Source organism: Bradyrhizobium sp. 164 (assembly GCF_023073715.1).
Lineage (GTDB): Bacteria > Pseudomonadota > Alphaproteobacteria > Rhizobiales > Xanthobacteraceae > Bradyrhizobium.
In genome coordinates this window covers 285,690-310,041 of the sequence record NZ_JADPKA010000110.1, presented here as the reverse complement: position 1 = coordinate 310,041, position 24,352 = coordinate 285,690, and the positions used below count along the sequence as shown (strand labels likewise).

The following is a 24,352-nucleotide window of genomic DNA, read 5'->3' as shown; positions in this document are numbered from 1 at the left end:
GTGCGAGGTTTCGCTGCGGAAGCGTGCGAAGGCGGTTAACTGCATGGTGTTTGTGCCAAGATGGCTGGAGATCGCCAGCGTGCGCGAGGATTTTCCGCTCGCCGGCCGTTCATTTTGGGACGCATCTGTCCCGCCGCGATGTGCCGTCGCGGGACGCGGCCGATCCGCGCGATCGAAGCAGGGCTTTTTCAACATATCTCGGACATCTAGGACGTCATGACACTGATCCCGACAGACTTGTCCGCCACGCGCTTCTCGGACCTCGTGTGCGATCCCAACCGCGAGATCGCGGCGAGCTCCAGCGTCATCGACCTGTCGGTCGGCATCGTCGTCTGCATTCCCTGCTTCCGCCGCCCGCAGCATCTGCGGCTGACGTTGGACTCGCTGGCCAGCCAGCGCACACCTCGCTCCTTTGCGGTCGTCATGGTCGAGAACGATGCCGCGCTGCGCGAGAGCGCGCCGGTCGCCGCGGAATATCTCGCCGACGGGAGGCTCCAGGGCATCTGCCTCGTCGAGAAGCGGCAGGGCAATTGCCAGGCGATCAACGCCGCGTTCGAGACGGCGCAGGCCATATTTCCCGCCGCGACCCGCTTCCTGATGATCGACGACGACGAGATCGCCTCGCCCGATTGGCTCGAGTTGATGGTGCGCACCGCGGAGGCGACCGGCGCCGACGTGGTCGGCGGGCCGGTGTTGCCGGTCTTCGACGACGACAGCCAGCCCTGGCTGTCACGTCATCCCGCTTTCTGTCCCGCCTATGATTACAGCGGCGCGGTGCCGCTGATCTATGGCTGCGGCAATTGTCTGATCACGCGTGCGGTATTCGAGCGGTTCGAGCGTCCGGCCTTCGACCTGCGCTTCAATTTCCTCGGCGGCGGCGACTGCGATTTCTTCGTGCGGTGCCGCGATGCCGGCATGACATTCCACTGGACGGCGGAGGCGGTCATCACCGAGACCGTGCCGCAAAGCCGCACCAGCCTCGGCTGGATCGCGAAGCGAGGCTTGCGCATCGGTGCGATCAATTATCGCGTGCAGTCCAAGGCTGCGCAGAGCGCAGCGGCGCGGATGCTGGTGTTTGCGCAGATGGTTGGCCGGTTGCCGCTGTCGCTAGTGCGTGCGGCCGGTCTGCTGACATCGTCGAAGACAGTCGTCGCGATGCATCCCGTGATGGTCGCGCTCGGCTCCGTGCTTGCGGCATTCGGCATCGAGCCGAAGCCCTATGAAGCCTCGAAGATCGTGTCCTGACGCCCTGGTAGCGGAGCTAGATGCCAAAACGGGCGAGGACGACCCGGAGCGCGGAGCGCGGCAGCGATTTGAGCGAGCGCCGGCCGACCATGGCGAGATAGGCGACGGCGTCGCGATATCTGCCGAAGCGAACCGCCTGCATCGCCGAATAGGTGACGAGATGAATCTCGGCGGCCCGGCGCAGCGCGCCGGCCGTGCCTTCGGGCAGTCTCGCCAGGATCAGCCCGTCGTCGAAGACTCGCGCGACCGCCGGGAAGAAATCCTGCGGCGTCCGCACCGCGGCATTCATCGTGTTCGCCGTGTGCAGGCGATAGTCGAGCAGGAGCTTTGGCGCGAATTCGAACTCGCCGATCGCGGCAAGTCGGCACCAGCAATGCCAATCCTCGCAATATCTGAGGGAGACGTCGAAGCCGCCCACAGCGCGAAAAGCCTCCGCACGGGTGAGCACGATGCCGCCATTGACGATGAAGTTGCCGGCTGCGAGCCGCGTCAGCACGTCGCCGGACGGCTTGCGGCGTCCCTTCAGCAGATCGCGCCGGCCGATCTGCCGTCCCTCGCTGTCGATCGTGTTGTAGTCGCCATAGACGAGAACCGCGCGCGGAGCGCCGCGCGCTGCCGCCAGCAGGGCCGCCACGCCATCGGGCCGCAGGCGGTCGTCGGCATCGAGGAAGAGCAGCCAATCGCCGACCGCCTGCCGCGCGCCAAGATTGCGCGCCGCTGACACGCCCGCGGAGGCGTTTTGTATCATGCGGAGCCGTGGATCACGCATGGCGCGGACGATCGCAATCGTGTCGTCGGTCGAGCCGTCGTCTACGACGATGATTTCGGCGACATCGCGTTGCGCCAGCGCGCTGGCGATGGTTTCGCCGATATAGGCCGAAGCGTTCTTGGCGGGAATGACGACGGATACCGACGCGCCCGGATTCACCGGCAACGGCAGGCGCGCCGCCGGCATCACGCGTGAGGCAGCCGTTAATTCGAGAACCTCGTCGGCGGTGATCAAGCTGCGACTCGTCTTTAATGATCCGTTAACCAGGGCGCGTCTGCCGAGCCGGCAATGCCAGCAATCGAAATCTCGGCTGCTGCGGATGATACCCGCATTATGGGCAAGTCGCTGCCGCGAGCGCCTGCGCGGCGCCGGATTCGTGGAATAACGTTAAGCCGGTGACATTGAGCCTGCGGCAAATCTAGAGTGCGGCAGCGCTGCCGCACAGAATATGCCTGTCGTCTTCGACATGCTGGTTGACGGATGGTTAACGGCGGTGAGCTAGAACCTGAAGCTTCCCGGCCTCACCTGCCTTGAGCTATGGATCGCAGCTTGGATCGCAGCGCCGCTGACATGACTGACGTCGAGGCCCGATCGTTGGGCCACGTCCTGCGCGGCGGGCTCGCAGGGCTGAACGCGGTGCGGGCAGCGCGCTGTCTCGTCGCCGTCGCGGCCTTGCTGTTGATCCTGGTGACGCTCGATCCGTTTCCGGACCTGCGGAGTGAGAATTTCGCTACTGTCGTCAGCGGGCGAATGGCGCTGACCTACATCGCCTTCGGCCTCTTGGCCGTGGTCGCCGTGCTGTTCGCCGCCGTGACCGATGCGCCAGCGCTGAAGTCCCTGGTGACCCCGTTGCATCTCTGTCTCGTCGGTTGGCTCTTGATCAACATCGCCTTCTCCGAGAGCCGCGGCGTTTCGTTTCAGCGCTTCGTGCTCGCGGCGAGCGTGACGTCGCTCGCCGTGCTCCTGCCGCTGTTGCCGCCGACGCAGCGCAGCTTCAACCTGTGCCTCGGCGGTGCCGCGCTCGCGCTGCTCGTGCTCTGCTATCTCGGCGTCTTCCTCGCGCCGCAATATTCGATTCACACCGCGTTCGACATCACCGAGCCGCAGCTTGCCGGTGACTGGCGCGGCAGTTTCGGCCACAAGAACGTCGCCTCGCCGGTGATGACCATCCTGGTCTATGTCGGCATCTACCTTTGCAGTGCCGGCGCGTTCGTGATGGGGCCGGCGATCGCGGTGCTTGCCGGCATCTTCCTGATCTTCACCGGCGGCAAGACGTCCTCGGTGCTGTGCCTTGCGATCTACGCGCTGGCGTCGCTGGTCTACGTCACGCGCAGCCTCTGGCTGAAGCGGATCATCTGTTTCGTGCCGCTGATCGCGATGAACCTGCTGACGGTGGGCAGCGTCTTGAGTCCGTCGCTCGGCGCCATGACGCGGCTGCTTCCGCTCGACCCCACTTTCACCGGGCGCTCCGCCATCTGGGAATTCGCGCTCGCAGCCGTCGCCGAGAAGCCGATCATCGGCCACGGCTATGCAGCCTTCTGGGATGATTTGACCGAGCGGCAGACCACGCAAGGCGCGGAATGGGCGACGAGCGCGGCGCACAGCCACAACAGCTATCTCGACCTCGCCGTCACCATCGGCCTGTCGGGGCTGCTGCTGGTGATCCTCGTCTTCGTGCTCGCACCGCTCGGCAATTTTCAGTCGGCCCAGGCGCATAACCGCAGTCGCGCGCTGGCAAAGCTGTTCCTGACGGTATGGCTGTTCGGCCTTTATTACGGAGCCACCGAGACCTTCCTGCTCGACCGACAGAGTCCGATCTGGTTCATCTTCGCTGTCGCAGTGGCCGGCCTGCACTTCCTGGCCCGGTTCCAGTGCGCAGGGCAGGTGGAACCTGAGCACTGACACCTGTCGCAGCGGGGCGGCTTTAAGTGGCATCGCTTAACGATAAGAGGCGACGTTACTTGTCCTCCGCGGCAAAACATAATCTATCCGGAAACTTCAGTAATCCTATGTCCCGCGGATGACGTTCCTCAGCGTCGAGCAATCAGAAGGCCGGGTGTCGAGCACGTCGGGAATCGCGGTCGATTTCATACGCGACTGGCGGCGGGCCGCATTGCGCCTGAATGCAAGCCATCGCACCGCGTTCCAGCACGGTTACTGGCTCGGCGCCTGGTACGAGGCGTTCCACGACCTCACACCGCTGATCGCCGTGATCTCCGATGCCGCGACCGGCAAGGACATCGCTCTTGTGCCGATGATCAGCCATACCAGGCGCGGCATCCGCGTGGTCGAATTTGCCGATCTCGGCGTCTCCGATAACAATGCGCCGATCCTGTCGCTTGACGCGGATGCGCCAGATGCCATCAGCAAGGCGTTGATCGATGCACTACGCGCCTTGCCCGATGGCTTCGATCTGCTGCGCCTGAGGAAGATGCCGGCCCAAATCGGCGGCAAGCCGAACCCGCTGGTCTCGCTCGGCCGGATCGGATCCTCCTCGCTCAACGGCAATCTGGTGCTGATGGGCGACGACTATGAGGCTTACCAGGCCTCGATCAAGCGCATGCAGATGCCGCGCTGCTGGCGCGTCTTCAGCCGTCATGCCGGCGCGCGGTTCGAGATCGCTGCGGATATCGCTCGCGCGCATGAACTGCTGGATGTCATGGATGTTCAGCAGCAGGCGCGCATGCGAAAGCTCGGCTCGCCATTTATCCTCAACGACGAGACCCATGCGCGATTTTACCGCGAGGTCGCCCGCCAGGGCGTCGTGGAAGGCTATGCCGTCGTCTCGGCGCTGGTCTGCGACGAGGGCGTCGTCGCCACCTCGCTCGGCGTCAGGCAGGATGCGACTTACTACCTGCTGCGCATCAGCCACGCCGGTGATTCATGGTCGAGCTGCTCGCCCGGGCTGCTCGTCGCCGAGCGCACCATGGCCGCACTGCATGCAGGGGGCGTGCGCTGCTTCGATCTCAGCATCGGCAATCAGGACTATAAGCGCCGCTTCGGCGCTCAGAGGGTCCCGCTGACCGATGTCAGCGTCGCACTGTCCTGGCGGGGCCTGCCCTATGCATGGCGCGACCACGCCGCGCAGGGGCTGCGCCGTCACCCGAGGCTCGCCGCGCTTGCGGCGCGGGCGATGGGCAAGGGGACGCGCTGAAGCGGCATTCCCGAACGAGAAATGCCGCCCGCGATCGCGTCAGCCGTGCAGCTCAGCCATGTAGTTTCCTGGCGGTCTCCGCGATCTGGCGGCCCTGATAGCGTGCGCCGGCGAGCTCGTTGGCGCTGGGCTGGCGGCTGCCATCGCCGCCGGTGATGGTGGTGGCGCCGTAGGGCGCGCCACCCGTGACCTCGTCCAGCTTCATCTGTCCGGCGAAGCCGTAGTTCATGCCGACGACGATCATGCCGAAATGCAGCAGGTTGGTGATGATCGAGAACAGGGTCGTTTCCTGGCCGCCATGCTGGGTCGCGCTCGACGTGAACGCGCCGCCGACCTTGCCGTGGAGCGCGCCCTTGGCCCACAGCCCGCCGGCCTGGTCGAGGAAGTTGGCCATCTGCGAGGCCATCCGGCCGAACCGGGTGCCGGTACCGACGATGATCGCGTCGTAATTGGCGAGATCTTCGATCTTGGCGAGGGGGGCGGCCTGATCGAGCTTGTAGTGCGAGGCTTTCGCGACCTCCGCCGGCACCAGCTCCGGCACGCGCTTGATGTCGACGGTGGCGCCGGCCTCGCGCGCGCCTTCGGCAACGGCATTCGCCATCGCCTCGATGTGACCATAGGCGGAATAATAGAGGACGAGAACTTTGGTCATGGGTGGTCTCCGTTGGATGACGAGGTGAGTTGCTTGTTCGCCGTCGTTGCCGGGCTTGACCCGGCAGCCCATCGCTTTTCAAAAAGCTCTTTACGAAGGCGATGGATGCCCGGCTCAAGGCCGGGCATGACGAGTTGCTGTGTGGTGGGGGCGCCTACGCCGCATCGACGAGCACGAGCTCCGTATCTTCCAGAGCGGTGATCTTCAGCCTGTCCTCGTCGCGGATTGCGGCGCCATCGCGGGCTTCGACGCGAACGCCATTGACCTCGACCGCGCCCGCAGCCGGCACCAGGTAGAGGTGCCGTGACTTCTGCGGCGTGTATTCTGCGCTCTCGCCGGCCTCAGCGTGGTGGCGAGCACCCGCGCATCGGCGCGGATCGGCAGCGCGTCGGTGTCGTCCTCGAAGCCGCTCGCGATGGTGACGAGCTTGCCGGAACGGTCCGCCTTGGGGAATGGTTTCGAGCCCCAGGTCGGCTGACCGCCGCGTGCGGTCGGCTCGATCCAGATCTGGAAGATCCGCGTTCTGGTCGGCTCGAGATTGTACTCGGAGTGGCGGATGCCGCTGCCGGCGCTCATCACCTGCACGTCGCCGGCCTCGGTGCGTCCCTCGTTGCCGAGGCTGTCCTGATGGGTGATCGCGCCCTCGCGCACATAGGTGATGATTTCCATGTTGGCGTGGGGGTGAGCGGGAAAGCCGGTGTTCGGCGCGATCTCGTCGTCGTTCCACACCCGCAGGGCGCCGTGAGCCATGTTGTTCGGGTCGTAGTGGCTGGCGAAGGAGAAATGATGCTTGGCCTTGAGCCAGCCGTGATCGGCGCCGCCGAGCTTTGCGAAAGGTCTGAGTTCGATCATTTGCGTAATTCCTTGACTTGAACGGACGGCGCCTGAATCAGGCGCCGAATCCGCCGTCGACATTGAGCACCGTTCCGGTGACGAAGGAGGCTTCGGGGCTTGCGAGGAAGACGACGCCGGCTGCAACTTCCTCGGGGCGGCCGAAGCGCTGGAGCGCGTGCTGCTTGCGCTGGGTCTCGGCGAACTCGCCGCCGTCCTTCGGATTCATGTCGGTGTCGATCGAGCCCGGCTGCACCACGTTCACGGTGATGCCGCGTGGGCCGAGATCGCGCGCCGCACCCTTGGTGTAGCCGACCACGGCCGCCTTGGTGGCGACGTAGTCGGCGAGTCCGGGGAACGAGGCGCGGTCGGCCAGCATCGAGCCGACGGTAATGATGCGGCCGCCCTCATTCATCAATTGCGAGGCGGCGCGGATAGCCGCGATCACGCCATGCACGTTGATCAGATCCTGGCGGGCGAACGCTTCGGTGTCGGCATTGGCATCGTCGATCGCTCCGCCCGCGGCGACGCCGGCATTGTTGACGAGGATGTCGAGATGGCCGAACTCCTTGGCCACGTCTTTGACCAGCTGCGTCACGTCACTGGCCGAAGCCTGATCGGCCTTGAAGGCGCGTGCCTTGACGCCCTTGGCTTTCAAATCGGCAACGACGGCCTCCGCCTTTTCGGGCGAGGCGACGTAGCTGATGGCGACGTCCGCGCCTTCATCTGCGAGCGCGCGGGCCGACGCCGCGCCGATGCCGCGCGAGCCGCCGGTGACGAGAGCAACCTTGCCTGAGAGCTTCTTGGTCATTGGATGTCTCCATTGCTGGAATTGCGATTGACGCTTGGATAAGCCTCCGCCTGTGGTATAGAAATAGAAACTGTTGAAACTCATTGTTTCATTAAATAAACTAACGACGGACTTCACATGGCAAAACTCCCCGACTTCGAGGCGCTCGCGGTTTTCGCAAAAGTCGTGGAATTGCGGTCGTTTGCGGGGGCCGCAAGCGAGCTCGCGATGTCGAAGGCGACGGTCTCCAAGGCGGTCACCCGGCTGGAGGAGCGGCTCGGCGCCCGGCTGTTCAACCGTACCTCCCGCCGGCTCGCGTTGACCGATGCCGGCCACAAGCTCGCCGAACGCGCGACGCGCCTGCTGGCCGATGGCGAAGCCGCGGAGAACGAAGCGCTGGCGCAATCGGTGGCGCCGCGCGGCCTGGTCCGGCTCGCTGTGCCCATGACATTCGGCATCAAGGCCGTGGCGCCGCTGCTGCCGGAATTCTTTCAGGCCTATCCGGAAGTCTCGGTCGACCTGCATTTGAGCGATGCGACCGTCGACCTGATCGGGGAAGGCTTTGACATGGCGGTACGGATCGCGCGGCTGCCGGATTCCTCGCTGATCGCACGGCAGCTCTTCACCATGCCGCGCTATACCGTGGCGGCGCCGTCTTACCTCAAGCAATATGGCCGTCCGACGCATCCGATGCATCTGGCCGAGCACAAATGCTTCAGCTACGCCTATCTCTCGACGCCGAATGCCTGGCACTACACCAATTCGGCCGGTGAGCAGGCCAGCGTGCGCCCGGGCGGCCAGCTCCGCGTCAACAATGGTGAAGCGGTGATGCCGGCGCTGATCGCGGGCCTCGGTATCGCCGAGTTGCCCGAGTTCATCGTCGGCGAGGCGATCTCCTCAGGTCAGGTCGAAGTGATCCTCAAGGACTGGAAGCAGGCCGAAGGCGCCGTGCACCTGGTGACGCCGCCCGGTGGCCCGCGTCCCGCACGTGTCGAGGCCCTTGGCGATTTCCTGGCCGCGAAGCTGCCGGGCACCTGTAAGCGGCGGACACGCGGGAAGGCAAAGACGTCGTAGACCCACGCAGACTGACAGATCTAACGACCTCGTCATTGCGAGCGCAGCGAAGCAATCCAGAGTAAACCCGCGGAGAAACTCTGGATAGCTTCGTTGCAAGAGCTCTTCGCAATGACGGGTTAAAACGAAGGCAACTTCACGCCGTCGATCGCGACAATCCGCAAGCTCGGCTTCAGTGTCCCTTCCAGCTGGGACTTCAATTCGTGAACACGCGGGTCGCTCGAGCGTCTCGCGCAAACCGCATATTGATGGACAGATTGCGCCAGTGCGCGTCGCGCTTCCGGCGTTCGCGTCATTTCGGGCGTTGAAAGTCGCAACACGATCGCGGCGAGATTCACCAGCATCTCGTCCAAGGCGACGTCGATGGTCGCGAGTTTTCCCATGGCACACTCCTTGGAGTGAAAACGGAGGCCTCAGGCATGCGTTCCGGACCCAGTCGAACATGGCTAATGCTTCGTAAACATCTTGTTCTTGCCGATCGCGACGTTAGGCTGGCGAGCGAACAAAGAAAATGAGGGGAGGGACCTGCCATGGACCGACGCGACGTCCTGCGCGCCGCTGCTGCACTGCCGTTGTTGCGCGCTGGGTTACCTGACAATGCCTTTGCTCAAACCTATCCAGCCCGCAACATCACCATGATCGTGCCGTTTCCCGCTGGCGGACAGGCCGATCTGGCGGCGCGTCCGGTGGCCCAGGCGCTGGAGCGGATTCTCGGCAAGCCCGTGATCGTCGACAACCGCGCCGGCGGTGGCGGCGGATCGGTGGGCAATGCCGCGGCCGCGCGCGCCGAGCCCGACGGCTACACGCTGCTGATGACACTGTCCTCGCTCGCGGTGCTCCCCGAAGCCGACCGCCTGTTCGAGCGTCCTGTTGCGTACGAAGTCTCGCAGTTCATGCCGATCGCGCGCGTGCTCGCCGATCCCACGCTGCTCGCGGTGCCAGCCTCGGCACCGTGGAAGACGGCGCAGGATTTCGTCGAGGACGCGAAGAGGCGACCGGGCCAGATCACCTATGGCTCGTCCGGGCCCTACGGCACGCTGCACGTGGCGATGGAGATGTTCGCAAGCAGCGCCGGCATCAAGCTGCTGCATGTGCCGTTCCGCGGCGCAGGTCCCGCACTGACCGCCATCCTCAGTGGTACCGTGCAGGCGATCGCCGCGGCACCCGGCACGCTGAAGCCGCAGGTCGACGGCGGCAAGCTGCGCGTGCTCGGCAATTGCGGCGCGCAGCGCATCGCGAGCTTCCCCGACGTGCCGACCTTTCAGGAACTCGGCTACAGGGATGTCGAGATGTACATCTGGGCCGGCCTGTTCGCGCAGAGCGCGCTGCCGGCCGCGATCGCGACCCGTCTGCGCGAGGCGATGGCGCAGGTGATGACGAGTCCGGACGTGCTCAAATCGTTCGAGGCCTCGGGCAGCCTCGTGGCCTATCAGGATGCCCCGGCCTTCGCGCAATTCGTCGCGGCCGACAGCGCGCGGCTGATCGCGGCGGTGAAGAAGATCGGCAAGGTCGAGTAGGTTCCAGACGCGCTTTCACATTTTGTTGTTGGTCCAGAACCTTCCCCCGCCTCATTGATTGAGGAGGTTTTGACGGATTCGGGAAGGATCGGGACATGCGAACAGAGCGGATTGCGCTGGGTGTGGCGCTCGCGATCAGCGGCATCGTCGCGCAGAGCGCGGCATCTGCGCAAGAATACCGCGGCACGATGGAACAGCAGATGGCCTGCACGCCTGATGTGTGGCGTCTGTGCAGCGATCAGATTCCCGACGTGAACCGCATCGTGGCCTGCTTGCAGCAGAACACGCCGCAACTCTCCAGCGGGTGCCGTGCGGTGTTCCAGTCGAACAATCAGGCCCAGCCGCAGCAGCCGGTCCCGCGCAACCGCGCCGCGCCGCCGCCGCCGCGCTATAATGCGGCTCCGCCCGGGGCTCAGCCCCGACCCTACGATGACGATTAAAGTGCTTTCGCGCGACGTGGATACCCGGTCGCGCGGAGAGGTTCGGTTCTGATTCGATCAGAACCGATAAGGCTCTAGTCGCGCCTGATTTCGCAGACGTCGACCCATTCGGCCGCGACCAACTCGGCCATCCGGTCAGGGGTGATGCGCACGGCACTGTGGGTCGAGCCCGCGGCTGGCACCACGACGTCGAACGCTTTCAGCGAGACGTCGCAATAGATCGGCAGCGGTGCCTTCAGGCCGAACGGGCACACGCCGCCGACCTCGTGGCCGGTGATCTCGGCGACCTCCTCCGGTCCCAGCATTTTCGGCTTGCCCCCGAACTGCGCCTTCACCTTCTTGTTGTCCATGCGCGATGTGCCGGCAGCGACGATCAGGATCACGCGCTCGCCGACGCGCAACGAGAGCGTCTTGGCGATGCGCCCCGGCTCGACGCCATAGGCTTCGGCCGCCAGCGTCACCGTGGCGGAGCTGATCGGGGATTCGATGACGGTAATGTCGGGGGCTTTCTCGGCGAAGAAATCGCGAACGGATTGCAGGCTCATTCCAAACAGCTCATTCCAGCAGTTCACTCGAACTCATGGCAGCTAGCGATCCCTAAGCGATGCTTGGCAGCTCGGAGAGCGCGCGGACACGATGATCCGGCGCGAAGCCGAGCTCGTCCATCTGGGTGCGGATCGCCTTGAACATCGTCAGCGGTGCCATGAGTTCGGTCTCGACGCAAGCCAGCGCCATGGCTTCGGGTGCCACCCGCTCGATCCAGGCAACCTTCAATCCGAATGATTTCGCGCCGGCGGCGTCCCAGGGATTGGAGGAGACGAACAGAACCTCGTTCGGCTTGGTGCCCAGCACCTCGCCGATGAGGCCATAGGCCTCCGGGCTCGGCTTGAAGATATTCTTGGCGTCGACGCTGATGGTGGCATCGAGCAGGCGATCGAGGCCGGTATTCCGCACCAACGCGTTCAGCATGTGCGGGCTGCCATTGGAGAGGACCGCGAGCTTGCGCGGCTTCAGCGCGGTGAGCGCATCGATCGCATCCGGATAGAGCTCAAGATGCAGATATTTCTCGATCACGCGCTCGAACGCCTCGCTGTCATAAGCGAGCCCGAGCACGCGCAACGTATAGGCCAGGGAGTCGCGCGTGACCGCCGAAAAATCCTGGTAGCGCCGCATCAGCGAGCGCAACCAGGTATATTCGAGCTGCTTGATGCGCCAGATCTGCGTGATGATCCCGCCATAGCCTGGAAATGCATCCTCGGTGATCTCAGCGACCGACTGGATATCGTAGAGCGTTCCGTAGGCGTCGAAGACGACGGCTTTGAGGGGCAATTGACCGTCCTCCGGGCTCGATGCAGCCGCAGGACTATAGCGGGCACCGTGATATCGATCCAAGCAGGAAATTCGGATCGGGCGCTGTTGCGCGGCCAAGAGTGTGCGAGGAATTCGATCGGGTTGCGAGGCGAACGCTGCAATATTTCAACGAAGCGAAGCGCATCTGGCGTGAATGCGTTCCGAAGTCGATCAGGCTGATACCACCGAAGGGGAGTTCCTGCGTGCAGTTGAGAAGCTGCGCGCCGAAGCCACTAGAGAACCGGGAGTTACACCGTGATTTGGCGCGGACGATGTGACCGGAGGCAGCTTCCGTTGGCGCAGTATCCGTTGCGCCCACGAAAATCAGCCAGACTCCACCGATCCATGAGCGCGTCTAGATTCCCAGCAGCTTGCGCGCGTTGGCCTTGAGCACCTTGGGCCGGATCTCGTCGCGGATGTCGATCTTGGCAAAATCCGACAGCCAGCGATCCGGCGTGATCACCGGCCAGTCCGAGCCGAACAGCATCTTGTCCTGGAGAATCGAGTTGATGTAGCGCACCAGGATCGGCGGGAAATATTTCGGCGACCAGCCCGAAAGGTCGATGTAGACGTTCGGCTTGTGGGTTGCGACCGACAGTGCCTCCTCCTGCCAGGGGAAGGAGGGGTGGGCGAGAATGATCTTGAGGTCGGGGAAATCGGCCGCGACATCGTCCATGTACATCGGGTTGGAGTATTTCAGCCGCATGCCCATGCCGCCGGGCATGCCGGAGCCGACGCCGGTCTGGCCGGTGTGGAACAGCGCGATGGCGCCGCCATTGTTGATCTCTTCATAGAGTGGATAGGCCATGCGGTCATTGGCGTAGAAGCCCTGCATGGTCGGGTGGAATTTGAAGCCGCGTACGCCGTATTCCTCGATCAGCTTGCGCGCCTCGCGGACGCCCAGCTTGCCCTTGTGCGGGTCGATGGAGACGAAGGGGATGAGGACGTCGAGGTGGTCGGAGGCGACCTCCAGCATCTCGTAATTGTTGTAACGGCGGAAGCCCGTCTCGCGCTCGGCGTCGACTGGGAAGATCACGGCGGCGATGTTCTTGGCGCGGTAGTACGCCGCGGTCTCCGGCACTGTCGGCGGATGCTTGTTTGGCGACTTGAAATACTCCGCCATCTGCGCCTGGAAATCGTCATAGCCGTCGTCAGCATGGCAGCCGCAGGGCTCCTCGGCATGGGTGTGGATGTCGATGGCGACGACATCGTCGATGTTGGGCAGCTTCAGCTTCGGCATGGTTTTCCTCCCGGCGGGTTGCCGAATTGATTATATGATATAACGAATTTTGCAAGGCAAAGCCGCAGGTTATCGATTGGCAGATCGAGCCGATCCGGCCGTTTCTACTGTGCATGGGGTTGTTTTCACGAATTTGCTGGTTCGGAACGGGGCCGTTAACATTGACATCACCGCCCGCCATGCCTTAAGAACCGCCCCGTCCCGGGCGGTCGGTCTGCCAGCGGGAAAAATCTCATTTTGCCACATTCGCGCGTGCCGAAACGGTAGTGCCGAACACGGCCTTTCGAACGTTCAGGATTCTGCCATGAAGGTCCGTAACTCGCTGAAATCGCTGCGCGGTCGCCATCGCGCCAACCGCCTGGTCCGCCGCAAGGGCCGGGTCTATGTGATCAACAAGGTGCAGCGCCGCTTCAAGGCGCGCCAGGGCTGATCTCGCCCTGCCGGACGCCGCGCGCGTCCCGCAAGACCCGGTCTCACACGAGTTTGACGCCGCCTTTGCTTTGCAAGGGCGGCTTTACGCGTTTAGACTTTCACCATGGCAGTGAGATTCCCTTTCGCGCTTACGCTGTGTCTGGCCCTTGTCCTGGGAACCGCCGGCTTCGCCCCGGCGCGAGCACAGCAGATTGAGCCGCCGCCCCCGCCCGGCAAGCAGAAGAAGCTGCCGGAAGCGCCGGCCAAGCTGCCCAAGGTCGACCGCACCAAGAATCTCGATTTCCTGTTCGGCGCGCTGAAGGCGGCGCCCGATGAGGCCAGCGCCAAGCATGTCGAGGCGCGGATCTGGGCGATCTGGCTCCAGACCCCGAGCGACACCGCGGCACTGTTGATGTCGCGCGCCAAGACCGCGGTCGACGCGCAGAAGATCGAGGTCGCGATCAAGCTGCTGGATTCGGTCATCAAGCTCAGGCCCGACTACATCGAGGCGTGGAACCGGCGCGCCACGCTCTATTACATGCAGAACGATTACGGCCGCTCGCTCGCCGACATCCAGCAAGTGCTGATCCGCGAACCGCGCCATTTCGGTGCGCTCGCCGGGCTCGGCATGATTATGCAGGAGGTTGGTGACGAGAAGCGCGCGCTGGACGCCTACCGCAAGGCACTCGCCGTCAATCCGCACCTCGAGAAGATTCCCGACCAGGTCAAGGCCCTGACCGAGAAGGTCGAAGGCCGCGACATCTAGCTTCTAGCGATCGCGGCCGGCGCGGATTAACCACGATCGCAGGCGTCGCATCGTGAGGGCTATTGCCGGGGCCGCCGCGGGCCTACCTGCAGGGCAGGAGCAAAGCCATGAAGCGTTTGATCTTTGCGGGTAGCTTGCTGCTCGCGTCGGGCACGGCGAGCCTCGCCGACGGATTGTTCTGGGTGGTCGGCAACCGCGCCACCGGCAAATGCAACATCGTGACCAGCAATCCCGTGATCATCGGCGATATCTGGTTCGGTGACGGCCCCTACAAATCCAAGGCCGACGCCAAGGTTGCGCGTTCAACGATCCGCGCCTGTCCCGCGCTCACGCCGGACGAGGAAAAGGACGAGGACGGGTCGAACTAGCCTGCACTCAATGCAGGACGCTGCCGCCGCGCTCGGAGAGGCCGCGATCGGCGGCTGCAGCGTAAGCCTTTGCAAGCTCCGCTTCGAGATGCTCGTTGATCAGGAGCAGCGCCCGCACGGCACCGCGCAGGTCGCCGTTACAGCTCGCGACGATCTCATCGATCGCAGTGTCATTCGATCTGAAGCTCATCGAAAATCCTCCGGTTCAACCAGGAAACATCCTGCCGGTCTTTCCCGCATCCCCGAGGTTGCGAGGAGGATCGGCGCCCACCCGCGCCTAGATGGCCGAACCGACCATGGCGATTATATGGATTCCGCGATGACGACTGCATGAAGCTGGGCCGAGGCGTCCGTGTCGCCAAGGAATATTGTTGATTCCATTGAGTTTTTACGCTCCCCAATTGTGCACATATCCACAGCCCACCATTTCCGGTGGAAGCCTTGATGCCGGCTGAGCGAAACTGCCGTGTGCCAAGACTCGTAACTGCCCTGTGCCCAGGATCGCCCGGATTCTCTCGATGATCGTGATGTCAATCGTGACGGCGCTGGTTCTGCTGGCGCTCGTCACGCAGGCTGGAATCGTCGTCGTGCAGCGCGCCTTTCCGGCGCAGGGCCGGATGATCGAGGTCGACGGCGCTGTGCTTCACGTCCTCGATCTCGGCCCGCGCGACGCTGGCCTGCCGATCGTGATGCTGCACGGCGCGAGCTCCAATCTCGAAGCGATGCGACGGCCGCTCGGCGATCTCCTCGCCAGGGATCATCGCGTCATTCTGATCGATCGCCCCGGCCACGGCTGGAGCACGCGCCTGCGGCGGCAGGATTCGACGCCGCAGATCCAGGCGCGGATGATCGATGAAGCGCTTCATAGGCTCGGGATCGATCGCGCGGTGTTCGTGGTGCATTCCTGGAGCGGCGCCCTCGGCGCGCGGATCGCGCTCGATCACCCCCACCGCGTTGCCGGCCTCGTGATGCTCGCGCCCGTCACTCATCCCTGGCGCGGCGGCGTCGGCCGCTACAACGAGATCATCGCAACGCCCGTGGTCGGTCCGCTGCTCGCCTACACGATCACGCTGCCGCTCGGCTACGTCCTCACCGAATCCGGTGCGCGCAACGTCTTCCTGCCCCAAGTCATGCCGGACGGCTTCGTCAAGGATTCCGCGACGCCGCTGCTGCTGCGTCCGCGCGAGTTCATCGCCAATGCCTTTGACCTGGTGACGCTGAAGGAAGCAGTGGCCGGGCAAGTCGCGCGTTACGGCGAGATATCGGCGCCGGTCACGATCATCGCCGGCGAGCCCGACAAGACCGTCTCGACCGGCATCCACGCGCGCCCGCTCGCTGCCACCGTGCCGAATGCGAAGTTGATCGTGCTGCCCGATCTCGGCCACATGGTGCAGAACGCCGTGCCGGATCTCGTGAAGGCGGAGATCGAGGCGATGATCGGCAAGATCGTGCCGGCGCAGGCGGCCGCCGATTAGCGGCCGCCTTTTCCGCGTTTACTGCTTGATCTTCCCGTCCTTGTCGAATTGGGAAATGAAGGCCCAGAGATTGTTGATCTCGGTCTCGTTCTTGATGCCGGCGAAGGCCATCTTGGTGCCGGGGATCTTGGCCTTGGGATCCTTGATGTATTCCTTGAACGTCGCCTCGTCCCAGGTGATGCCGGAATTCTTGTTCGCATCCGTGTAGTTATAATCGGGAGCGGTGCCCGACTTGCGGCCGTTGAGGCCGTTGAGCTCGGGGCCGACCTTGTTCTTGGCGCCTTCGCCGATCGCGTGGCAGGCCAGGCATTTGTTGAACGACGTCTTGCCGGCCGCGACATCCTGCGCCATCGCGGCGGGTGCGGTGGCAATCACGGTGAGGGTCGTCAGTGCGCCAAAGGTCAGTTTTGTCATCGGGTGCTCTTCGTCTCTTCCCTGGTGGGTCTAGTCAGTCTCTTGCCTGAGCGGCAATGGTCGGACGTGCCGGTTTTGGCAGGCCTGCCCGGCTTGGACAAGCCGCCAGACCATGACAGGTTTCACGATTTCCTACTTGTCCCAGAGCGAAGTCGCGGAAAGATCGTTGTCCGACTTTCGGATGGCCTACCCAAACATCCGCGGACGTGGTTGATTTGCCGCAACAAATTGATCAGGCGGCCTGGGCCGGAAAGGAAATGCCATGAAGGATTTGATATGGCTATCATGATGCCTGCGAGCGACCAGGCCGTGCTCGCGCGCCGCGCGGACATCGTTGCCGCGCTGCGCGCAATCGTGCCTGGCGAGGGTGTGATCGACAGCGCCGCCGAGATGCGAGCCTATGAATCCGACGGATTGACGGCCTATCGGCAGCCGCCGATGGTCGTGGTGCTGCCCGACACCACCGAGCAGGTCTCGCTGGTCCTGAAGTATTGTGCAGGGCAGGGCATCAAGGTCGTGCCGCGGGGGTCCGGTACCTCGCTATCCGGCGGCGCCCTGCCGCTCGAGGATGGCGTGCTGCTCGGGCTCGGCAAGTTCAAGCGCATCCGCGAGATCGATTTCGAGAACCGCGTCGTCGTGACCGAGCCCGGCGTCACCAATCTCGCCATCAGTCAGGCGGTCGCGCATGCCGGATTCTATTACGCGCCCGACCCGTCCTCGCAGATCGCCTGCTCGATCGGCGGCAACGTCGCGGAAAATTCCGGCGGCGTGCATTGCCTGAAATACGGCATGACCACCAACAACGTGCTCGGTTGCGAGATCGTGCTGATGAGCGGCGAGATCCTGCGCATCGGCGGCAAGTCGGCGGAGAACCCCGGCTACGACTTGATGGGAGTCATCACCGGTTCCGAGGGCCTGCTCGGGGTCATCACCGAGATCACCGTGCGCATCCTGCAAAAGCCGGAGACCGCGCGCGCGCTGATGGTCGGCTTCGCAGAAGTCGAAGCCGCCGGCGAATGCGTGGCACGCATCATCGGCGCCGGCATCATCCCTGGGGGCATGGAGATGATGGACAAGCCCGCGATCCACGCGGCCGAAGCCTTCGTCCACGCCGGCTATCCGCTCGACGTCGAGGCGCTGCTCATCATCGAACTCGACGGTCCCAAGATCGAGGTCGACGAGCTGATCACGCGCGTCGAGGCGATCGCGAATGGCTGCGGCTCCACCACCTGCCAGATCTCCAATTCCGAGGCCGAGCGCAATCTGTTCTGGGCGGGCCGGAAAGCCGCGTTCCCCGCGGTCGGGCGCATCTCGCCCGATTATCTCTGCATGGACGGCACCATCCCGCGCGGTGCGCTGCCGAAGGCGCTGGCGCGCATCCGCGAACTCTCGGAAAAATACCAGCTCGGCTGCGCCAATGTGTTCCATGCCGGCGATGGCAATCTGCATCCGCTGATCCTCTACGACGCCAATAAGCCTGGCGAGATCGAGCGTGCGGAGGCGTTCGGTGCGGACATCCTGCGCGCCTGCGTCGAATTCGGCGGCGTGCTCACCGGCGAGCACGGCGTCGGCATCGAGAAGCGCGATCTGATGCCCGACATGTTCAGCGAGATCGACCTCAACCAGCAGCAGCGCCTCAAATGCGCCTTCGACGCCCAGGGCCTGCTCAATCCCGGAAAGATGTTTCCGACCCTGCATCGCTGCGCCGAGCTCGGTCGCATGCATGTCCACGCAGGCAAGCTGGCGTTTCCGGATATCCCGCGGTTCTAGGCTCGCAATGTCGGATATTCCTCATCCTGGGCTGTCTATGTCGACGCTATCGGGAGAAGTCCTCGCCGCAATTCACACCCGAAGATCGGTCACGTTTCAGCTCGATCGCGCGAGTGGCGGCGATTGGCAGGGGACGCATGACGGGGCGTGACGCGGCGCCGAACGGCGCAGCGAGGCTACACCATTCGGCTTTCCTGATGCTGCCGCGGGTCTACATCAGCGCATATTGCGTGCGTTCGCGCCTGGTCAGCAGAGGTAGGGCTTGACCGGCGATATGGGTCTTAAAATGTGCGCTGTCCTGATGCGCCTTGAATGCGGCCTCGTCGCGGAATAGCTCGTAGAACAGGAACTGGGCCGGATTGTCCTTGGCGCGGCTGATCAGGAATAGTTTTACGCCGGGTTCGCTTTGAGCCTGTGGCAGGAAGCTGCGCAGGATCTCGGCAACCCGATCGGCTTCTTCAGCCTTCGCTTCCCATTGCGCCACAACCAGCAAACCGCCGCCGCCGACGGCCTGATGGATGGCCTGTTGGTTCATTGCCTGTTCGTCCATGATGGAGCTCCGTTTTGACGAAGACCATGCGACCAGTAGCCAAGTCTCGGGTGAAGATGGTTCGATCATGATCGAAGTGCGGATGTCGCAGGAGCTGAGGCCCGAGGTACACTCCACATCCTCATGGGAGACCGCGAAGCTGTCGTCTCGCCTATGAAGGCCCGGCGGTTGCAGCGCGGATCTCGTCCTTCGAGACGCTTGCTGCGCAAGCTGCTCAGGACGAGGGAAGGTGCCACGCTCCGGGGTGGCCGCCCACGTTCGCAACCCTCGTCGTCGCCTTGGGATCGCTCACACAAAGAGCCGCCGGGTTGAGACCGCGGCGGCTCCTGTCATTGGCCTATTGGCAATTGCGAGATGGCCGTCAGTAGCTACGTTTCGTGTTCGCGCCCGTGGTTTGGCCAGGAGCGTAGCCAGAAGCGCCGGGATGACCTTTCTTAGAACCCATGGCCTGCTTCTTATGTCCCGGAGCGTAGCCGGATGCTCCCGGATGGCCTGCCTTGGAGCCCTTGGTTTGCATCTCGTGGCCCGGCGTCTTGCTTGATACGCCTTGGGCAAAGACAGCCGGCGCAGTGCCGATGAGGGCGATGGCAGAAAGTGCAATTATCATCCTCTTCATCTTCATTCCTCCTCTCAACGAATAACTTTGATCAACGAGTTGGAAACTGCGCAGTTCCATGAACGCCTGTTCATCAATCTATTATCGCAGGTCAGCAAACGCCCGATGTGCGCCTCGCGCCGATTCGCCGAAAGCAGTGCCGATGATCGCGACGGTTGATGCAGAACGCGGAGTCGAGCTGTGGGCGCCGAGAGATTGCGTCGCTACGGTTCTTGCTTGCTCGACGTACCGACGATGATCTCGTCCGGGTGGGGCGAGCCACCCAAACAAGATTACGACAGCATCAAGAGCGACCTACCCAATGATCGTGCGCAGGCGCGTTTCGGCCGCCGGCACGACGGCCGATCCGGCTCCCATTCGGCCGAGAACTCAGGTGGATTTGAGCACGCCGTTCATTCCGTTCGGATAGAACCCGCCTTTGCTGACACCCTGCTTCTCGGTCAGATAGACGATATGCAGCACCTCCTGCGGCGTGCGGCGGAAGGCAATGGCATCGGGCGTTGACGGAACGACATTGGCTTTGCCGTTCATCCGGATGCCCTGGTCCTTGTCCTGACCACCGTCGACCTGGTCCCGGGCGTCGGAGATGGCGTTGGCCGCATTCCAGGCCTTTTCACCCATCAAATAGAGCTGCGAGCGCGCCATGCCCATGTGGTACGCCTCGACGGCCAGAATGCCCGCCGCAGCCTCGACGAACTCCTTGCTCTTGAGCAACGGCGCTGCCCCGGCATATGCCGTCACGCCGACATCCTCAAACAGCATGCCGCCCAGCAAGACACTCATGTCATCGGCAAACGGATCGAAGTCGGCGGGCAGACCAGCGGCCTGGGCGGCTGCCTTGAAGCCCGCATCGAAATCGATGGCCGGGCGCGATACCGCCATCCTGCCCAGCGTCTTGCGATAGAAGCGCACGTGGGCAAGCTCGTTTTCAGCCAGCTCCTCGACAAACTCGCGGATTTCCTTCCTGTCGAACTTGGCTTCGTGTCCGCCAGCGACCCTCGCGGCGTCGGGTCCAGCGTCAGAATCGTCGATCCCCTTGCCGGTCGTGGCACGCAGATAAAACTCAGCCTCCATGTATTCCAGGTTCAGCGCGAACTGAAAGATGTCCTCATCCTTCACTTCGGCGGCATGTATTCCCACCCCAGTGGTTTCCTGGTGCTTCTGTTGTGCTTTGTGCTGCGCATGGGCTGTGGGGATCAACAGCCCACTCAGGCCAAGGACCGACAAACCGGCAACGGATTGCCGTCGGGAGATACGAACTCGCTCCACGTTCATGGCAAGCCTCCTCTTCGTGGTGATTGTGACGCGCCTGACAAGAGCCGTAGATCGCCCCGCCCATTTCGCTCGCTTCGCGCCGGCGCGCCGAATGCATGTCAAATGCGAGTGCTTGCGTCCGTTCCTATTGGAGTCCTCACTCAGAGAGCAGGCAACCCTAATCGTCCGCAATCGCCCCTGACGACAGTCGTATGGCGTGCGCTGACGTCTGCCCAGCAGGGGGAGCGCGTGGCCGCCGCTCTTTCGCGTTGCACCAGAGATTGCCGGGCTGGGCGATGCTCAAGGCTTGCCAGATTTGATTTCCGGCGCGAATTTCGTTACGGCCTCTTCCCGTGGATACGCTGAAGGTCAGAGACGCCAAAGACGTCGAAGAAGTGGTGCGCGCGGCGATCGCCAACGAGCAGCCGCTCGAGATCATCGGTCATGGCTCCAAGCGCGGCATCGGCCACGCGATGGCGACCAATGCCGTGCTCGACGTCTCGGCGCTCAATGCCGTCACCTCCTACGAGCCCAACGAGCTGATCGTCACGCTCCAGGCCGGTGCGCCGCTGGCCGACGTGCTGTCGCTGATCGATGCCAAGAACCAGCAATTCGCCTTCGAGCCGATGGACACGGCGCCGTTGCTCGGCACGCCGGCGCTCGGAACCATCGGCGGCATGATCGCCGCCGGGCTCGCTGGTCCGCGGCGGATCAGGGCGGGCGGGGCGCGCGATCACCTGCTCGGGGCGCACGCCGTCTCCGGTTTCGGCGACAGCTTCAAGACCGGCGGCAAGGTGGTGAAGAACGTCACAGGCTACGACCTCTGCAAGCTTCTCGCCGGATCCTGGGGCACGCTGTCGGTGATGACGGAGGTCACGCTCAAAGTGATGCCCAAGCCCGAGGCCGAGCGGACGTTGGTGCTGCACGGGCTCGACGACCCCGGGGCCAACAAGGCCATGACGGCGGCACTCGGCTCGCCCTTCGACGTTTCCGGTGCCGCGCATCTGCCGAAATCGGCCTTTCGGGCCAAGTCGGAAGGACTTGGCGACATCGGGGGCCAGGACGAGGCGCTGACCGTGCTGCGGCTCGAGGGCATCACGGCCTCTGCCGCGCACCGCGCAGGCTCCTTGCGCGAATTGCTGGCGCCGTTCGGAACTGCGACGCTGATCGAGGACGTGGCGTCCGCGGCGCTGTGGGCCACGATCCGCGACGTCCTGCCGTTCGCGGCAAGCGGTGCGCTTGGCGCCTGGCCGGTCTGGCGGATCGTCTGTCCGCCGGCATCAGGGGCAGCGCTCGGCACCCAATTGGCCCGTGAGACCGGCGGCGACGTGATCTACGATTGGGGCGGCGGGCTGATCTGGGCGGCGTTGCCGCCGAAGCCGGACGCGCATGCCCCGGCCGTGCGCCAGCGCACCAACGCGTTCGGAGGACATGCCACGCTGATCCGGGCGACCGAGGGCGTCAGGCGTGATGTCGATGTCTTCCATCCGCAAGCGCCTGGCATTGCCGCGCTGAGCGAGCGGGTGCGCGCCAGCTTCGATCCGAAGACCATTCTCAACCGGGGGCGGTTGACGCGGAGCGCTGCGACATGAAGACCGAATTCTCACTGGCGCAGCTCGCCGACCCCGACATCGCGGAGGCCGACAAGATCCTTCGCGCCTGCGTCCATTGCGGCTTCTGCACAGCAACCTGCCCGACCTATGTGCTGCTCGGCGACGAGCTCGATAGCCCGCGCGGCCGCATCTATCTGATCAAGGAGATGCTGGAAAAGGACCAGGCGCCGACCGCCGAGGTGGTCAAGCATGTCGACCGCTGCCTGTCGTGCCTCGCCTGCATGACGACCTGCCCCTCAGGGGTGAACTACATGCATCTCGTCGACCAGGCCCGGGTCCGGATCGAGCAGCGCTATCAGCGGCCGCTGACTGAGCGGTTGTTGCGCCAGGTGCTGGCCTTCGTCCTGCCGGACCCGCGGCGCTTTCGCGCGAGCATGGTGCTGGCGCGGCTGGCCCGCCCGCTTGCCGTCTTCCTGCCGACGCCTCGGCCCTCGGCCACGCCCGGGTTGATCCAGCGCATCAAGGCGATGCTGGCGCTGGCGCCGAACCGGCTGCCATCGCCGGGGCCCCGCGCCGGCAGCGTGTTCGCCGCGCTCGGCAAGAAGCGCGGCCGGGTCGCTCTGCTGCAAGGCTGCGCCCAGCAGGTGCTGGCGCCGCGCATCAACCAGGCTGCCATCAGCCTTCTCACCCGCCACGGCATCGAGGTTGTCCTGGTCCGGGACGAGCAGTGCTGTGGCGCGCTGACCCATCATCTCGGCGACGACCATGACGCCTTGACGCGAGCCCGCGCCAATGTGGCGGCGTGGCGGAAGGAAGCGGCCGGCGAGGGGCTCGACGCCATCCTGGTGACGGCCTCCGGCTGCGGCACCGTGATCAAGGATTACGGCTATCTGCTGCGCGAGGACGCTGCGTTCGCCGCCGACGCGGCCAAGGTCTCCGCGATCGCCAAGGACATCACCGAATACGTCGCCGGCCTCGAACTCGCGACCACAGCGCCGCACGATGAAATCGTCGTCGCCTATCACTCTGCGTGTTCGTTGCAGCATGGGCAGAAAATCACGGGCCTTCCGAAAGAATTGCTTTCCAAGAATGGATTCGTGGTGAAAGATGTGCCGGAGAGCCATTTGTGTTGCGGTTCGGCGGGGACCTACAACATTCTCCAGCCCGAGCTTGCGGGCCGGTTGCGCGATCGCAAGGTCGCCAACATCGCGAGCGTCAAGCCGGACATGATTGCCGCGGGCAATATCGGTTGCATGGTGCAGATTGCCAGTGGCACGTCAGTTCCGGTCGTACACACGATTGAGCTTCTCGATTGGGCTACGGGCGGGTCGCGGCCGGCATTGAACGCGCAAGTTTGAGCTTTCAAAGGCTGAGCTTTCGTCCGGAAGTGACGGCTGAAGACGCCCGATCGACCATTGTTCGGCGGCAACAGGAGGACCACGATGGCGAAAGCGAAGAAGAAAAAAAGCAAGAAGGCCAAAAAGGCCAAGAAGGTCGTAGCGGCGAAGAAGAAGACCGCCAAGAAGGCAGCCAAGTCCGCGACGAAGTCTGCCAAGAAGGCTACGAAGAAATCTGCCAAGAAGGCAGCCCCGAAGAAGGCCGCCAAGAAGGCGGCGACTAGGTCGGCCAAGAAGGCCGCACCCAAGAAGGCCGCGAAGAAAGCGGCACCGAAGAAGGCGAAGGCAGCTCCTGCGCCGAAGCCATCAACGCCGGCAGCTCCGGCTGCCGAGCCTGTCGCTGAGACAAGCTGGGCGATGCCTTCGTCTTCTGCGGAAGCTGCGCCGGCCGAGGGGCAAGGCTAGGTCCAGCGACCACCATCGACGACAAGGAAGGCCGCGGCGGTGACGCTGCGGCCTTTTTGCATCGCCGCAAGCACCTTTAGAGGCCGCCCTTTCCTGCGCCTGTCTGATTCGTATCCGGGGCGCCACGCTGCCTGGCTTTCCCGTACTTGCACGGTCCCTCTCGTGCACCTTGCAACGCAAAGAATGTGTTCGAGAAGACACACAGGCTGACAACGTTTCGTGGAATCGTCAAAACGCCTAAAAAGTCGGCAAATGCCCGCGCTTTTTGCTTCACGGCTCGCACCCCTCAATCCAAATTGCCGCAGTTACGA

General features: G+C 63.8%; 26 protein-coding genes and 1 pseudogene. 14 read left to right on the top strand and 13 right to left on the bottom strand.

The window, feature by feature from the left end; translation table 11 throughout:
• The first annotated feature begins 216 nt into the window (after positions 1-216).
• Entirely contained in the window at positions 217-1,245 is a 1,029-nt protein-coding gene (locus IVB01_RS34385; RefSeq protein ID WP_247277637.1) for a glycosyltransferase family 2 protein, read from the top strand.
• Positions 1,246-1,261: 16 nt separating this feature from the next.
• Here the strand turns inward: IVB01_RS34385 and IVB01_RS34380 are convergent, their stop codons facing one another.
• Positions 1,262-2,248, bottom strand: a complete 987-nt coding sequence (locus tag IVB01_RS34380) for a glycosyltransferase (RefSeq protein WP_247277636.1) — start codon at positions 2,246-2,248, stop codon at positions 1,262-1,264.
• Positions 2,249-2,563: 315 nt separating this feature from the next.
• On the opposite strand from IVB01_RS34380, the gene IVB01_RS34375 reads away from it, so the two are divergent.
• Entirely contained in the window at positions 2,564-3,916 is a 1,353-nt protein-coding gene (locus tag IVB01_RS34375) for an O-antigen ligase (RefSeq protein WP_247277635.1), read from the top strand.
• Positions 3,917-4,034: 118 nt separating this feature from the next.
• Positions 4,035-5,168 (top strand): GNAT family N-acetyltransferase, encoded by a 1,134-nt coding sequence (locus IVB01_RS34370; RefSeq protein WP_247277634.1) that lies wholly within the window; start codon positions 4,035-4,037, stop codon positions 5,166-5,168.
• Between the two features lie 52 nt (positions 5,169-5,220).
• Here IVB01_RS34370 and wrbA read toward each other — a convergent pair whose 3' ends face one another.
• From wrbA to IVB01_RS34355, 3 genes and pseudogenes are all read right to left on the bottom strand, one after another.
• The gene (gene wrbA, locus IVB01_RS34365; protein ID WP_247277633.1) at positions 5,221-5,820 is read right to left on the bottom strand and encodes an NAD(P)H:quinone oxidoreductase; all 600 of its coding nucleotides are present in this window, start codon (positions 5,818-5,820) and stop codon (positions 5,221-5,223) included.
• Positions 5,821-5,974: 154 nt separating this feature from the next.
• Positions 5,975-6,672 (bottom strand): annotated as a pseudogene (locus IVB01_RS34360) (pirin family protein).
• Positions 6,673-6,709: 37 nt separating this feature from the next.
• Positions 6,710-7,462, bottom strand: a complete 753-nt coding sequence (locus IVB01_RS34355; RefSeq protein ID WP_247277632.1) for an SDR family oxidoreductase — start codon at positions 7,460-7,462, stop codon at positions 6,710-6,712.
• A 117-nt stretch (positions 7,463-7,579) separates the two neighbouring features.
• Here IVB01_RS34355 and IVB01_RS34350 point away from each other — a divergent pair, with 117 nt between their 5' ends.
• Entirely contained in the window at positions 7,580-8,515 is a 936-nt protein-coding gene (locus IVB01_RS34350) for a LysR family transcriptional regulator (RefSeq protein WP_247277631.1), read from the top strand.
• Between the two features lie 119 nt (positions 8,516-8,634).
• Here the strand turns inward: IVB01_RS34350 and IVB01_RS34345 are convergent, their stop codons facing one another.
• A complete protein-coding gene (locus tag IVB01_RS34345; protein WP_247277630.1) occupies positions 8,635-8,898 on the bottom strand; it encodes a hypothetical protein in 264 nt (87 codons plus the stop codon).
• Positions 8,899-9,045: 147 nt separating this feature from the next.
• Here IVB01_RS34345 and IVB01_RS34340 point away from each other — a divergent pair, with 147 nt between their 5' ends.
• The gene (locus IVB01_RS34340) at positions 9,046-10,032 is read left to right on the top strand and encodes a tripartite tricarboxylate transporter substrate binding protein (RefSeq protein ID WP_247277629.1); all 987 of its coding nucleotides are present in this window, start codon (positions 9,046-9,048) and stop codon (positions 10,030-10,032) included.
• A gap of 95 nt (positions 10,033-10,127) precedes the next feature.
• The gene (locus tag IVB01_RS34335) at positions 10,128-10,472 is read left to right on the top strand and encodes a hypothetical protein (protein ID WP_247277628.1); all 345 of its coding nucleotides are present in this window, start codon (positions 10,128-10,130) and stop codon (positions 10,470-10,472) included.
• Positions 10,473-10,546: 74 nt separating this feature from the next.
• Here the strand turns inward: IVB01_RS34335 and IVB01_RS34330 are convergent, their stop codons facing one another.
• From IVB01_RS34330 to IVB01_RS34320, 3 genes are all read right to left on the bottom strand, one after another.
• Complete coding sequence (locus tag IVB01_RS34330) at positions 10,547-11,017, bottom strand: YbaK/EbsC family protein (RefSeq protein ID WP_247277627.1); 471 nt, start codon at positions 11,015-11,017, stop codon at positions 10,547-10,549.
• Positions 11,018-11,069: 52 nt separating this feature from the next.
• Positions 11,070-11,801, bottom strand: a complete 732-nt coding sequence (locus IVB01_RS34325) for a haloacid dehalogenase type II (RefSeq protein WP_247277626.1) — start codon at positions 11,799-11,801, stop codon at positions 11,070-11,072.
• A 376-nt stretch (positions 11,802-12,177) separates the two neighbouring features.
• The gene (locus IVB01_RS34320) at positions 12,178-13,062 is read right to left on the bottom strand and encodes an amidohydrolase family protein (protein ID WP_247277625.1); all 885 of its coding nucleotides are present in this window, start codon (positions 13,060-13,062) and stop codon (positions 12,178-12,180) included.
• A gap of 304 nt (positions 13,063-13,366) precedes the next feature.
• Between IVB01_RS34320 and ykgO the strand changes: the two genes are divergently transcribed.
• The 3 genes from ykgO to IVB01_RS34305 all read left to right on the top strand — a co-directional run bounded on the left by ykgO (position 13,367) and on the right by IVB01_RS34305 (position 14,607).
• The gene (gene ykgO, locus IVB01_RS34315) at positions 13,367-13,492 is read left to right on the top strand and encodes a type B 50S ribosomal protein L36 (RefSeq protein ID WP_006611362.1); all 126 of its coding nucleotides are present in this window, start codon (positions 13,367-13,369) and stop codon (positions 13,490-13,492) included.
• A gap of 105 nt (positions 13,493-13,597) precedes the next feature.
• Positions 13,598-14,239 (top strand): tetratricopeptide repeat protein, encoded by a 642-nt coding sequence (locus tag IVB01_RS34310; protein ID WP_247277624.1) that lies wholly within the window; start codon positions 13,598-13,600, stop codon positions 14,237-14,239.
• A 107-nt stretch (positions 14,240-14,346) separates the two neighbouring features.
• Positions 14,347-14,607: a hypothetical protein gene (locus IVB01_RS34305; RefSeq protein WP_247277623.1), complete on the top strand. Its 261-nt coding sequence runs from the start codon at positions 14,347-14,349 to the stop codon at positions 14,605-14,607.
• A 7-nt stretch (positions 14,608-14,614) separates the two neighbouring features.
• Here IVB01_RS34305 and IVB01_RS34300 read toward each other — a convergent pair whose 3' ends face one another.
• Positions 14,615-14,797: a hypothetical protein gene (locus tag IVB01_RS34300; protein WP_247277622.1), complete on the bottom strand. Its 183-nt coding sequence runs from the start codon at positions 14,795-14,797 to the stop codon at positions 14,615-14,617.
• A 328-nt stretch (positions 14,798-15,125) separates the two neighbouring features.
• On the opposite strand from IVB01_RS34300, the gene IVB01_RS34295 reads away from it, so the two are divergent.
• Entirely contained in the window at positions 15,126-16,082 is a 957-nt protein-coding gene (locus tag IVB01_RS34295) for an alpha/beta hydrolase (RefSeq protein WP_247277621.1), read from the top strand.
• Positions 16,083-16,100: 18 nt separating this feature from the next.
• Here IVB01_RS34295 and cycA read toward each other — a convergent pair whose 3' ends face one another.
• Entirely contained in the window at positions 16,101-16,496 is a 396-nt protein-coding gene (cycA, locus tag IVB01_RS34290) for a cytochrome c-550 CycA (RefSeq protein ID WP_247277620.1), read from the bottom strand.
• Positions 16,497-16,772: 276 nt separating this feature from the next.
• Between cycA and IVB01_RS34285 the strand changes: the two genes are divergently transcribed.
• Positions 16,773-18,266, top strand: coding sequence for an FAD-linked oxidase C-terminal domain-containing protein (locus tag IVB01_RS34285; RefSeq protein WP_247277619.1), 1,494 nt, complete (start codon positions 16,773-16,775; stop codon positions 18,264-18,266).
• Positions 18,267-18,477: 211 nt separating this feature from the next.
• Here the strand turns inward: IVB01_RS34285 and IVB01_RS34280 are convergent, their stop codons facing one another.
• The 3 genes from IVB01_RS34280 to IVB01_RS34270 all read right to left on the bottom strand — a co-directional run bounded on the left by IVB01_RS34280 (position 18,478) and on the right by IVB01_RS34270 (position 20,707).
• Positions 18,478-18,816: an antibiotic biosynthesis monooxygenase family protein gene (locus IVB01_RS34280; RefSeq protein ID WP_247277618.1), complete on the bottom strand. Its 339-nt coding sequence runs from the start codon at positions 18,814-18,816 to the stop codon at positions 18,478-18,480.
• Between the two features lie 361 nt (positions 18,817-19,177).
• Positions 19,178-19,492, bottom strand: coding sequence for a hypothetical protein (locus IVB01_RS34275; RefSeq protein WP_247277617.1), 315 nt, complete (start codon positions 19,490-19,492; stop codon positions 19,178-19,180).
• 309 nt (positions 19,493-19,801) lie between these two features.
• Positions 19,802-20,707: a ferritin-like domain-containing protein gene (locus tag IVB01_RS34270; protein WP_256464547.1), complete on the bottom strand. Its 906-nt coding sequence runs from the start codon at positions 20,705-20,707 to the stop codon at positions 19,802-19,804.
• A 332-nt stretch (positions 20,708-21,039) separates the two neighbouring features.
• Here IVB01_RS34270 and IVB01_RS34265 point away from each other — a divergent pair, with 332 nt between their 5' ends.
• From IVB01_RS34265 to IVB01_RS34255, 3 genes are all read left to right on the top strand, one after another.
• Positions 21,040-22,278, top strand: a complete 1,239-nt coding sequence (locus IVB01_RS34265; protein ID WP_247277616.1) for an FAD-binding protein — start codon at positions 21,040-21,042, stop codon at positions 22,276-22,278.
• Complete coding sequence (glcF, locus tag IVB01_RS34260) at positions 22,275-23,597, top strand: glycolate oxidase subunit GlcF (protein WP_247277615.1); 1,323 nt, start codon at positions 22,275-22,277, stop codon at positions 23,595-23,597. Before IVB01_RS34265 ends, glcF begins: the two co-directional genes overlap by 4 nt.
• An 84-nt stretch (positions 23,598-23,681) precedes the next feature.
• Positions 23,682-24,041, top strand: coding sequence for a histone (locus tag IVB01_RS34255; protein WP_247277614.1), 360 nt, complete (start codon positions 23,682-23,684; stop codon positions 24,039-24,041).
• Positions 24,042-24,352: the final 311 nt, after the last annotated feature.